7 protein-coding genes are annotated in these 12,394 nt (G+C 72.9%); 4 read left to right on the forward strand and 3 right to left on the reverse strand.

The features are described from left to right. Window positions 1–223: 223 nt before the first annotated feature. The gene (locus tag ACFFR3_RS44390) at window positions 224–505 is read left to right on the forward strand and encodes a hypothetical protein (protein ID WP_345399982.1); all 282 of its coding nucleotides are present in this window, start codon (window positions 224–226) and stop codon (window positions 503–505) included. A gap of 17 nt (window positions 506–522) precedes the next feature. Here the strand turns inward: ACFFR3_RS44390 and ACFFR3_RS44395 are convergent, their stop codons facing one another. Next, complete coding sequence (locus ACFFR3_RS44395) at window positions 523–2,400, reverse strand: glycoside hydrolase family 127 protein (protein ID WP_379485100.1); 1,878 nt, start codon at window positions 2,398–2,400, stop codon at window positions 523–525. 173 nt (window positions 2,401–2,573) lie between these two features. Here ACFFR3_RS44395 and ACFFR3_RS44400 point away from each other — a divergent pair, with 173 nt between their 5' ends. Together ACFFR3_RS44400 and ACFFR3_RS44405 are read left to right on the forward strand one after the other, a co-directional pair. Continuing rightward, window positions 2,574–4,280 (forward strand): glycoside hydrolase family protein, encoded by a 1,707-nt coding sequence (locus ACFFR3_RS44400; protein WP_345399976.1) that lies wholly within the window; start codon window positions 2,574–2,576, stop codon window positions 4,278–4,280. Then, window positions 4,277–5,440, forward strand: a complete 1,164-nt coding sequence (locus ACFFR3_RS44405; RefSeq protein WP_345399973.1) for a GDSL-type esterase/lipase family protein — start codon at window positions 4,277–4,279, stop codon at window positions 5,438–5,440. The genes ACFFR3_RS44400 and ACFFR3_RS44405 overlap by 4 nt, the downstream gene beginning before the upstream one ends. Here the strand turns inward: ACFFR3_RS44405 and ACFFR3_RS44410 are convergent. After that, on the reverse strand, window positions 5,428–7,329 hold the full coding sequence (locus tag ACFFR3_RS44410) for an acyltransferase (RefSeq protein WP_379485101.1): 1,902 nt from the start codon (window positions 7,327–7,329) through the stop codon (window positions 5,428–5,430). The two genes, ACFFR3_RS44405 and ACFFR3_RS44410, sit on opposite strands and share 13 nt — an antisense overlap. A 10-nt stretch (window positions 7,330–7,339) precedes the next feature. Further along, window positions 7,340–10,309 (reverse strand): glycoside hydrolase family 2 TIM barrel-domain containing protein, encoded by a 2,970-nt coding sequence (locus ACFFR3_RS44415; RefSeq protein ID WP_379485102.1) that lies wholly within the window; start codon window positions 10,307–10,309, stop codon window positions 7,340–7,342. A gap of 142 nt (window positions 10,310–10,451) precedes the next feature. Here ACFFR3_RS44415 and ACFFR3_RS44420 point away from each other — a divergent pair. Then, a partial coding sequence (locus tag ACFFR3_RS44420) for a beta-galactosidase (protein WP_379485103.1) occupies window positions 10,452–12,394 on the forward strand: 1,943 nt, incomplete at its 3' end.

Genomic DNA, 12,394 nt, shown 5'->3' on the forward strand with positions numbered 1-12,394 from the left:
CGGCGACACGATCACGTACCACCACAACCTGCTCACCCACCAGGACGCCCGCAACCCGCGCTTCAGCTTCGAAGAGGGCATGACGCTGCTGGTGGACCACCGCAACAACGGGATCTACAACCCCGGCATCACGTCCTGCTACGGCGGCGAGTGATCCGAGTTCCTGAGCGAGTTCCTGAGCGAGGCGGACGCCTGGCGGTACGCCGACGAGCTGCGCGAGCGGGTGCGCCCGCCGGAGTTCCCCGGCCGGTGGTTCGACGTGACCGCGTACCGCAGCGGTGAGACCTGGACGGAGGCGTTCCGCGCGGCGATCCGCAACGTGCGGGTGTCGGGGCTGCGCAGCGACAGGACGCGCAGCGCCTACCTGCTGCGCGGCTATCCCGAGCAGCCGCTGCGCGACATCGCGATCAGGGACAGCTCGTTCGCGCGGGTGCTGCGGGCGGACGTGGTGAGCGACGTCGAAGGGCTGTCGGTGACCGGAGTGATCGTGGGCGAGACCCCCTAGAGGGTCTCGCCCGGTGGTCAGTGCATCGGCGTCCAGATCGTCATGGCGCCCGGGGTGCGGTTGGCCCAGGCGTAGTACGGGACGAAGGTCAGGTCGACCGGGCCCACGTGCTCCGGCTCAAGAGGCGCGGCGGCGGTGCGGTAGGGGTAGCCGCCGTCCTCCTTCCTGTGCACGTGGGCCCGGCCGCGCGCGTGGACCGGCACCACCTCGGCGGGCAGGCCGGCGATCGGGCCCCCATCGGACAGCCCGTCGGACAGCCCGTCGGACAGCCCGTCGGACAGCCCGCCCTCCAGGCACAGGTCGTCCACGCCGGCGCCCGGGTGGTCGGCCTGCTCCAGGCAGTAGACGAGCGGCCCGCGTTCCACGGCGACCTGGCCGCGGGCCACGTCGAGCCGGGGCACGGCGGCGGTCAGCCGGGGGCGGATGGCGAAGTCGAGCACGATGCGGTCGCCCGGCCGCCAGACGCGGCGGGCGCGGTAGTACGAGCCGGGCCGCACGGGGAGCCCGGTGCCCGACAGGCCGTCCACGCTGGCGCCGTCGGCCCACGACGGGATGCGGGCGGCGAGCGTCCACGGGGTGGCCGGGGCCTCGGCCACGGTGATCTCCACCCGGCCGTCCCACGGGTAGCCGGTCTCGACGCGCAGCACCACGTCGCCGGCCCTGAGCGTGCCAGGGGCGTACAGGTGGAGCTGGACGCCGCCGTCGTCGCGGGTGGCGAGGTAGTGGTCGAGGGAGGACAGCAGGCGCATGACGTTGGGCGGGCAGCAGGCGGTGCCGTACCAGTCCTGGCGGCCGCGGGCGGCGGCGCGGCGGTCGTCGGGGTTCGCGCCCGCGCGCACGCGCAGCGCGTTGACGTAGAAGAAGCGGTCGCCGGAGAGCGAGACGCCGGGGAGCACGGCGTTGTAGAGGGTGCGTTCCATGAGGTCGGCGTAGGCGGACTCGCCGGTCGCGAGGAGCATCCGGTACGCCCACTGGACGCTGCCGACGGCGGCGCACGTCTCGCAGTACGCGGTCTCCGGGGTCAGCTCGTGGGGGCCGCCGAACTGCTCGCCGTACCAGACGGAGCCGAGCCCGCCGGTCAGGTACGTCTTGGTCGCCACCATGTCGCGCCACTGCGTCGCGAGCGCGGCGAGCAGCGCGCGGTCGCCGGTCTCGGCGGCGACGTCGGCGGCGCCCGCGGCGAGGTACATCGCCCGCACGGCGTGCCCCTCGACGGTGGTGGCGGCGCGCAGCGGGACGCGGTCCTGGCGGATGCCGGGCCCGTGGTGCCCCTTGAGCGGCAGCGTCTCGTGCCCCCTGCCGTCGATCATGCGGGCGGCCAGGTCGAGGTACGCGCGCACGCCGGTCTCGCGGTAGAGCTCGGCCAGCGCGGTCTCGATCTGCGGATGCCCGTCGAGCGCGTCGGGCGGCAGGTCCTTGACGAGGTGGTCGGCGAACCGGGTGGCGACGCCGAGCAGGCGTTCGTCGCCGATGGCGCGGCGGCCGGCGACGGCGGCCTGCATGAGGTGGCCCGCGCAGTAGAGCTCGTGGCTGGAGGCCATGTCGCTGTAGCGCGGGCGGCCGGTGAGCTGGGTGTGGGTGTGCAGGTAGCCGTCGGGGGCCTGGGCGGCGGCGACGAGCGCGGACGCCTCCTCGTACGCGCCCGCCAGTTCGGCCGACTCGGCCCTGCCGCGCTCCCAGGCGAGGGCTTCGAGCCATTTGTAGACGTCGGAGTCGGCGAAGACCTTGCCGTGATGCCGCCCGCCGCCGCGTGCGGCCTGTTCGAGGTTGGCGAAGGCGCCGGATTCGCGGATGCGCACGCCGCCCAGGGGAATGGTGACCTCGCGGTTGACCCGCTGCCGTGCTGCCCAGAAGCCGCCTTCGATCCGCATGCCGGGCGCGGGTCGCAGGGTCACGGCGGCTTCCGGGCGGGGTCGTACCACTGAATCATCGTTCATGCGGACATCCTGCCTCACGGTTTATATATCCAACAAGATACGAATATATATGCTCACCTTGACGCCACAGGAGAGGCGGCGGAGGCTGGAGGGCAGGTTTTATGCGGCAGTGAATATTTATAAGGGGAACGATGGCTGAGATACCCGACACGGTCGTGCTCGAAGAGCGAGCCGAGCTGGCAATGAACGCCGTGACCGGGCTGCCCGACGCCGGCATGGACGGCATCCCGTACTTCAGCGCCGACCTGCTGGCCCGCCCCGCGGTGCTGCGGCACGGCGACTGGGACTGGGGCTCCAGCCACGGGCGGCTGCTCGACGCGTGCGTGCTGGCCAGGCACATGACGGGCAAGGACACGTGGCGGGCGGTCGAGGACGGCTACCGGCGGCGGCTGGCCGGCTTCTTCGGCCCCGACGGGCTCAGCTACCGCCAGGCTCGCCCCGAGGCCGGCTGGCCCGCCCACGCCAACCTCATCGACCAGCGGGCCGTGCTGCTCTCACTGACCACCTCCTACCTGTCCGACGGCGACCCCGAGGTCAGGAGACTGGCCGACGGGCACGTGGCCGCGCTCAAGCGCATCGCCGTCAAGGAGCGCGACGTCTGGTTCTACCCGGCCTCGGAGTACACGCCGGACGGCTGGCCCTCGCCCAACGCGATCGCGCTGCACCTCGCGCCCGACCCCGCCTCGTTCAGCGGCCGGCTCATCATGCCGCTGCTGCGCTACCACCAGGCCACCGGCAACGAGGACGCCCTTGAACTGTGCGGCTGGTTCGCCCGGCTGATCGTCGAGAAGAGCGGCGTCTACCACGAGGACGGCAGCTTCAACCCGGCCCGCGCGTACCGCAGCGGGCACTTCCACACCCGGCTCGGCACCCTCGAAGGACTCGCCCGGTACGCCCTGCACACCTCCGACCACGAACTGACCGCGTTCGTGCGCCGCTCGTACGACTGGGCGCTCGGGCAGGCCACCGCGTTCGGCTGGACGCCCGGTGACCTGGCCGACCAGCGCTACGAGCACGAGAGCTGCTCCCTGGTGGACCTGATCGGGCTCGGCGCCACGCTGGCCCGCGCCGGGCACACCCCTTATTGGGGCGTGGTCGAGCGGTTCCTGCGCAACCACCTCGTGGAGTCGCAGCTGCTGGATCTGTCCTGGGTCGAGTCCGCGCACGACACCTCCCTGGACGAGCCCGGCTGGACGACGCACGTACGGGTGGGCGAGCGCGTCCTCGGCGCCTTCGCCGGGTACGGCGCGCCCAACGACTTCGTCTGCGACGTCGAGCTGGGCCGCGGGCACACCGCCGACGTACAGGCGTGCTGCGTGGGCTCCGGGGTGCGCGGGCTGTTCCGGGGCTGGAACAACGTCGTCGCCGCCGACGACCGGGTCACCCGCGTCAACCTGCTGCTCAACCGGGCCACCCGCCAGGTCACCGTGCTCAGCCACCTGCCGCACGAGGGCCGGGTGGACCTGGACGTGCACGAGGACCTGCGCGAGCTGCGCGTCCGCGTCCCCGACTGGGCCGGCTACGCCAAGGTCCGCGTCACGCGCCCGTCCGGCGGCTTCGACGGCACCCGCACCGGGGCCTGGGCCCCCGACGGCTACCTGTCGATCCCCGCCCCACGCCGGGGCGAGCGCGTCACCGTCACGTTCCCCGTCCCCGAGCGGACCAGCACGGAGGTGGCGGCGGGGCGCGAGTACCAGGTGCGGTGGCGGGGCGACGACGTCACCGGCATCAGCCCGGAGGGCACGGCCCGCCCGATGTACAGCAGCCGCAAGGTCCACCCGGCCGCGGCACGCCGTACGTACGAGCTGAACCGGCCCACCACGGAGTGGACCTGGTGACTGGCCCGGCAACCGGGCCGGTGACGGCCTGGTCGGCCGCCGCCGAGGCCCTGGGCGGGAGGCTGTGCGAGGTGACGGTCCGCAACATCATCCGCCCCGCCGTCGGCGGGACGGACCTGCGAGTCCGCCTCACCAACGCCTACGGCGACCGCCCGCTGCGCTTCGGCCACGTGTACGTCGGCGTGCCAAGCAGCGGACCAGCCCTGGAAGCGGGCTCGAACCGCATGCTGACCTTCGCCGACGATCCCGAGGTCACCCTGGTCCCGGGCACGACGGCGCTCAGCGACCCGTTACCGGGCTCGGTGGCGGCCGGCCGCCGACTCGCGATCACCCTCTACCTGCGCGGCCCCAGCGGCGCTTTGACCGGCCGCAACCGCGCCACCTCCCCATCCCTGCCTTCCGAACGTCCCGGAATGCCCGCCTACCGCTCCTTACCTGGCGACCACGCCGCCGACGAGCGCGGCGCCCCGTTCATCGAGGAGGCGACCGTCTGGCACTGGCTGGACTCCCTGACCGTCGTCCCTCCGGCACCGGTGCAGGTGGTGGCGGTGCTGGGCGACTCGATCACGACAGGCGTCGGCTCGGAAACGGGCCAAGGCTGGCCCGACTTCCTGCCGCTCCCCGTCGCGAACGAAGGCATCTCAGGCGGAAAACTCCTGACCGCAGGACCTGGGCACTCCGCCGAAATCCGCCTGACCACGGAGGTGCTCCCCAAGCCAGGCATCACCACCGTGATCGTCCAGGCCGGCATCAACGACGTAGGCGCAGGAGCCCGGGCACACGACCTGATCGCCGCGTATGAGCGCATGGCCGCAGCAGCCCACGCCACCGGCGTGCGCCTGGTCGCCGGCACACTGACTCCGTTCGAGGGCGCGGAGTACTGGACGGCGGAGAAGGAGCGCACCCGCCAGAAGGTCAACACCTTCCTCCGCCGAAACACCACCCCCGACCACCCGGACGCCACGCCCGGCCACCCGGGCGATGCGTTCCGGCGTCGGGGTGCTGGTTTCGACGGGTTGGCCGACTTCGATGCGGTGCTTCGCGACCCCGCCCGTCCTGCCCGGCTTCTGCCGGTCCACGACAGCGGCGACCACCTTCACCCCAGCACGGCGGGTCACCGTGCCATGGCCGCCGCCGTCGATCTCGGTTACGCCGGGTAGGTCGTGGCGGGTTCTGGGCGGTGGACGCCTCGGGGGCGGTAGCCGAGGGTGTCGGAGAGGCCGAGGTAGTCGGCGAGGAGCCAGATGATGGCGAGCCACATCTCCGTGCCTTGCAGGCCGGGGGCGCGGGTGGGGCCGGTGCCGGAGGTGAGGGCGAAGCTGAGGCCGGCACCGTCCTGCCAGCCGCCCAGGGCTCGGTTCAGGTGATCCCTCGCCCAGGACTCGCCCTCCGCGCGCCGGTGGCCCGTCTGGCGGCCGGTCAGCCAGAGCGGGTGGATGACGTCGAGGACGTTGCAGGCGTTGCCGGTGTCAGGGCCGAAGTAGCGGGGGTCGCGGGCGTGGGCGAGCACGGTGTCCACGGCCCGCTCTGGGTACGGCAGCGGCAGCCCGAACTGCGCGTACGTGCCGCGCGTGAGCCGGTAGAAGCCGTTGACCACGTGCAGCCGGCCCGCCTCGGAGTCGGGCTCGCCCCACATCCCGTGCGTCGGCCTGCACCGGGTGAGCAGCCAGCCGTACAGGGTCTCCAGCTGGGGGCCGGTCAGTCCGAAGTCGGTGAGGTTGCGGTGCAGGCCGGTGCCGATGGCGTCCACGACCGAGCCGGCCGTCCAGGCGCCGCGCGCCCAGTCGAGGCCGTCGAGCAGCGCGACGAGGTCGGCGGGCGGCAGCTCGGAGATGGCTCTGATGGGGTGGCGGAAGCGGGTGCCGAGCAGGTCGAGCGCGTAGCCGACGGACAGGATGTGGTACGCCGTGATGCCCTCAAGCTCCGGCCCGCCCCCACCGGCCCCTTCGCCGGCGGCCCTCTGCCCGCCGATGACCCCCTGCCCGCCAATGAGCCCCTCGCCGGCCTCTTCGCCGGCGGCGGCCCCAGCGTCAGCTCCCTTCCCGCCGACGGCCCCCTTTCCGCCTGCGGTTGCCTCCGGGGAGCCGGGGGCGCCGATCTCTGGGACGAGGCCGGTGGCGGGGTCCTGGCGGTCGCGGAGGAAGGCGATGATCTCGTCGCGGGTGGGGGTGGGTGGCGGGCCGCCGAGCAGCAGGTCGGCGATCTCGACGGCGTCGGCCCAGGCCCGCACCGTGGGCTCGGCGCCGGGGCGGTCCACATAGCGCTCGCCGGTCCAGGAGCGGGCCAGCACGTCGTGCGCCTGCTCCCTGGCCCGCTCAGCGAACGCGACCAGCCGCCCTTCCAGATCACGCGGCGCGGCAGGTCGTGCCGGCCGGTCGCTCGGCGCGGCGGGCCGTCCCTGCTCGTCGCTCGGCGCGGCAGGGCGCACGAGCTGGTCGGTCGGCGCGGCAGGGCGCGCGAGCTGGTCGGTCGGCGTGGCAGGGCGCGGGTGCTGGTTGCGGGGGGTGCGGCGGTCGCGGATCGCGCGGGCCGGGTTGCCGGCGACCATGGCCCAGGCCGGCACGTCCTTCGTGACGACCGAGCCGGCGCCGATGACGGCGTGGTCGCCGATCGTGACGCCGTCGAGGATGACGACGTTCGAGCCGATCCACACGTCGTCGCCGATGCGGATGCCCTCGCTGGTGATGGGCTGGCGGAAGACCTCACGATCGGGGGCGGTGCCGTGGTTGAAGCCCAGCAAGGAGGTGTGGGCGCCGATCCGTACGGCGTCGCCCAGCGAGATCGTGCCCCGGACGACGGCGTACGGGTTGACGGTGCAGTCGCGCCCCATGGAGACGTCGCCGGTCACGTAGGCGTGCGCGGCGAGGTAGCAGAAGTCGCCCATGCGCAGCCGTTCGGTGTGCACGGCGGCCAGCGGCGAGATGTACACCTTGCCCGCCGCCTCCAGCCCGATCTCCGAGCGCAGCCCGGCGACGTGGGCCTCCTGGGCGCGGCGGTCGTCGTCGGTGGCGTGGTCCCAGTAGAGCCACGGACGGAAGTCGAACGTCATGTCATTCCTCTCAGGGGCGCACCGGGGTCAGCGTCATCGACCAGGTGCGGGGGCGGACCTTCAGCCGGTACCGCTCGGGCAGCGCCGGCCCGCACGACGCGCTGCCGACGCCCTGCTGGCCGTGGTCGAGGTTGAGCCATACGCGACCGGAGTCGGTGAGGTCGTGCGGGTGGCGGGCGGCCCGCAGTGCCTCGCTGGTCCAGCGGCGGGCGGTGAAGTCGACGTGCGGCTCGCCGTCCACGCGCAGGGTGGGCAGGCCGTCGCCGGACACCTCCAGCCAGCGGGTCTCGACGTGGTTGCCGTTCTCCTGGGGGACGACGTACGGCGTCTGCAGCGCGTCGATGGAGCTGCGGAACCGGCCGACGCGGGCAGCGGCGCGGCTGTCGGCGTACGACTCGCCCGGCCCGAGCCCGAACCAGGTGACGTCGGTGTAGCCGCCGGGCAGCGCGAACCTCGTGCCCATGCGGGGCGGCGTCACCGTCAGGTGGCCGTAGGCGGTGTCGTCCCAGTCGCCGACGGGGTCGGCGTCGATCCGCAGGTGGAGGGTGCCGTCGTCGAGCAGCCGGTAGGTGTACGTGGTGCGGAAGCCCAGGGTGCGGGTGGCGGGGCCGCTGCGGACTCGGACGACGAGGGTTCGCTCGTCGGGGCGGTCCAGCGCGGCGGTGCGGTGCAGGAACCTGTCGACGCCGACGGCCTCCCAGTCGGCGGCCGGCGCGTTGGCGCCGCCCAGGCCGTGGTCGTTCTCGATGGGGGCGCGCCACACGTCGAGGACGGGCCCGTCCAGCTCGACGTCGCCCAGCCGGGCCAGCCGCCCGGTCCTGCCGTCGAACACCGCCGTCCCCAACCGCACCTCCCCGACACGCCCGCCGACAGCCGGCTGCGGGGTGGGGGCCGGCTCCGCATCAGGGGCAGGGCTGCTCAGAGCGGGGCTCGGGGTGGAGGGAGGGCGCCCACGGGCGGTGGTGCCCAGGTGGGTCTGGGTGAAGGCGATCACGTGGCCGGCCGGTGCCCACCTGGTCTCCTCGGCCAGGACCGCCTCGACCGTGAGCCAGGTCTCGCCGTCCCCGCCGGCCTCGGCCGAGGGCAGCGGGACCCGTACGGACGAGCGGGCCGGACAGTGCGGCACGGAAAGCGTCCCGGAGGCGCCGCGCATCCCGTCGGCCTCCACGAACCACCGGAAGGTCAGCTGATCGAGCGCGGTGAAGTCGTACTTGCTGGTGATGACCAGCTCGCCGCCGGAGACCTCCATCGCCACCGGCTCGACGGCCTTGCGCAGCTCCAGCAGCCCTGGCGAGGGCGTGCGGTCGGGGAAGAGCAGGCCGTCGAGGCAGAAGCGCTCGCCGTTGGGACTGGCGTCGATGTCGCCGCCGTGCCGGTAGTAGCGGCGGCCGAGCGCGTCGCGCCCCGCCAGGCCGTGGTCGATCCACTCCCAGACGAACGCGCCGCAGAACCGCTCGTACGACTCCAGGATCCGCTGGTAGTCCACCAGCGACCCGGGCCCGTTGCCCATGGCGTGCGCGTACTCGCACAGCAGGAACGGCAGCTCGCGCCGCCGCACGTCGTCCGGCGAGCCGGGCTCGACGCCCGCGGGCGTGTCCTCCTTGCGCTGCCCGATGCGCTCCAGGGTGTCCTGGGCCGGATACATGAGGCTGTAGAAGTCGGAGTGCCGGTAGGAGGGGTCGCGCTCGTAGTGCAGCGGCCTGGTGGGGTCGCGCTCGCGGATCCACTCCTCGATGTCGCCGAACGTGGCGCCGCCGCCGCTCTCGTTGCCCAGCGACCAGATGATGACGCTGGGATGGTTCTTGTCGCGCTCTACCATGCGCCGGGCCCGGTCGAGCAGGGCGTCGCGCCACATGGGCTCGGCGGGCGGGTTGCCCTCCCAGCCGGCGTAGATGAAGCCGTGCGTCTCGATGTCGCACTCGTCCACGACCCACAGGCCGTACTCGTCGCACAGCCGCAGGAACTCGGGGTGCGGCGGGTAGTGGGAGGTGCGGACGGCGTTGAGGTTGTGCCGCTTCATCAGCTCGATGTCGCGGATCATGGTGGCGCGGTCGAGCGAGCGGCCGCGGTCGGGGTCGTGCTCGTGCCGGTTGACGCCGCGCATGAGGATGGGCCTGCCGTTGACGAGCAGCCGCCCGCCGGCGATCTCGACGGTCCTGAAGCCGACGGCGAGGTCGATGGTCTCACCGGCGGCGGTGAGCGTGCCGCGGTGGAGGCAGGGGTCCTCGGCGCTCCACGGGCGCACGCCCGGCACGGTGACCTGTTCGCCGGTGGGGATGGCGAGGCCGAGCGCGGGCAGCTCGACCAGTCCAGGGGCGTCGGCGGTGACGAGCAGGGTGCCGGTGCCGTCGTGGTAGGAGGCGTGCACGGTGAAGTCGTCGATGCCGCCCTCGGGCCGTGACAGCAGCTCGACATCGCGGAAGATGCCGGGCAGCCACCACATGTCCTGGTCTTCGAGGTAACTGCCGGACGACCAGCGGTGCACGCGGACGGCCAGCACGTTGCCGCGCTCGCGCAGCCGCCCGGTGACGTCGAACTCGAACGGCAGCCTGCTGCCCTTGGAGTGGCCGAGCAGCTCGCCGTTCAGCCAGACCGTGCCGCAGGAGTCGACGCCCTGGAAGCGCAGCACGTCCCGCGCCGCCGGCCAATCGGCGGGCAGGTCGAAGCGCAGGCGGTAGTCGCCGGTGGGGTTGTCGTCCGGCAGGTACGGCGGGTCGATCGGGAACGGGTAGGCCGTGTTGGTGTAGAGGGGCCGGTCATGGCCTTCCAGCACCCAGTGCGACGGCACCCTGATGCGCTCCCAGCCGCTGTCGTCGAGCGCGGGGTCGGGGAGGCCGGGGCCGGTGCCCGCGGCGGTGCCGGAGAGCAGGAAGCGCCACTGCCCGTTCAGTGAGTGCCTGGGGGCGTCGGAGACGAAGTCCGCCCGGGGCGCCCGCCGCCCGGTGCCTGGCCCTGGGTCCTCATGGAAGCCGGCGATCACGTAGGTCCCTCCGGAGAGGTGCGACAAAACGTTTTAACCCTAATGTCCCGGCCCCGGGGACACCAGACCTTCCATGCATTGACATTTGGGCATGAATAAATATATCATCTGGTAAATCGTTTTAAGATCGTTGGGTGACTCCATGACGCCTTCACCCCCGAAGAGTCCGGCCCACGTCCGCTTCGGCACCGCCTACTACTGGGAGTACCAGCGGGCCCCCGACCTGCGGCGCGACCTCGACCTCATGACCCAGGCGAAGATCGACACGATCCGCGTCGGCGAGTCCGTCTGGTCCACCTGGGAGCCGCGCGACGGTGTCTTCGACCTCGGCCGGCTGACGCCCGTCCTCGACGGCGCCCACGAGCGCGGCATGAAGGTGCTGCTCGGCACCCCCACCTACGCCATCCCGCCGTGGTTGCAGCGCAAGCACCCCGAGCTGGCGATCGAGCGCGCCGACGGCCGCCGCGTGCCGTGGGGCGCGCGCCAGGAGGTCGACTTCACCTCCCCCACCTTCCTGCGGTACGCCGAACGCGTCATCCGCCAGGTCGTCGGCCACCACGGCGGCCATCCCGCCGTGCTCGGCGTCCAGCTCGACAACGAGCCCGGCCTGCACCTGATCCACAACGAGCCGGTGTTCGAGCGGTTCAAGGCGTGGCTGGCCGACCGGTACGGCGACGCCGACCGGCTCAACGAGGAGTGGGGCCTGACGTACTGGTCCCACCGGATCGGCGGCTGGGACGAGCTGTGGCCACCGGCCGGCAACACCACCCCCTCCTACGACCTGGCCTGGCGGCGCTTCCAGGCCGAGCTGACCACCGAGTTCATCGCCTGGCAGGCGGACCTGGTGCGCGAGCTGGTGCCGGAGGACCGGGAGCTGACCACGTGCCTGGCCTACCAGCGGCCGGCGCTGCACGACGTCCAGCTCTCGGAGCACCTGACGGTCACCAGCGGCAACGCCTACTACCTGCCGCAGGACCACCTCGTCCTGGACCCCGGTGACGCGCCGATCGAGGTCTCCTGGTTCAGCACCACTCCGGAGGGCCTGTTCCAGGCGGCCGACCGCATGTACGCCTCCCAGGGCCGCCGCTTCTGGGTGACCGAGACGAACGCCACCTCGATCGCCGGCTCCCAGCTCAACCTCACCCCGTACGACGGGCAGCTCCGCCAGGCGGCGTGGGCCCTGGTGGCGCGCGGGGCGGAGATGATCTCGTACTGGCACTGGCACACGCTGCCGTACGGCGCGGAGACGCACTGGGGCGGCATCCTCGGCCACGCGCTGGAGCCGGGCCGCGTCTACCGCGAGGTCGCGGCGCTCGGCGCGGAGCTGGAACGGGCGGCGGGCGACGTGGCGGGGCTGACGCCGGACGCCGACGTCGGGTTCCTCTACTCGCACGAGAGCAAGTGGGCGCTGTCCTTCCAGCCGCCGCTCACGCTGGACGGGCGTAACCCGGACAAGGACGCCTACGAGCGGATCGTGGCCACGTTCTACCGGGGCGCGTCGGACGCGGGCCTGCAGGCCGCCTTCGTCCCACCCGCGTTGGTCAATCGTTTGCCCGTCGTCGTGGCGCCCGCCTTCCACTGCCTGCCCGACTCCGTGGCCGAGGCGCTGACCTCGTACGTCGAGGGCGGCGGCCACCTCATCCTGACGTTCCTCACCGGGTACGCCGACGAGGAGGCGCGGGCCCGTACCGAGATCGCGCCCGGCCCGCTGCGCGACCTGGCCGGCGTGCGGTACCTGGAGTTCGCCACGCTGCTGGACCCGCTCCCCCTGCACGGGCTCGGCGTCCAGGACGTGGCCAGGCACTGGGCCGACGCGCTGGAGCCCGAGGGCGCCGAGGTGCTGGCCCGCTACGACCACCACCATTACGGCCGCTGGCCTGCCATCACCCGCAACCGCGTCGGCGCCGGCACCGTCACCTACGTCGGCACCCTGCCCGGCCGGGAGTTGACCGCCGAACTGTTCCGCCAGGCGAGCGCGGGCCTGAGCCGGGCGAGCGCGGCTGGGGGCCGGGCGAGCGCGGCTGGGGGCCGGGCGAGCGCGGCTGAGGGCCGGGCGAGCGCGGCTGAGGGCCGGGCGAGCGCGGC

The sequence above is a fragment of the Nonomuraea salmonea genome (genome assembly GCF_042428605.1).
In the GTDB taxonomy this organism is placed as follows: Bacteria; Actinomycetota; Actinomycetes; order Streptosporangiales; family Streptosporangiaceae; genus Nonomuraea; species Nonomuraea salmonea.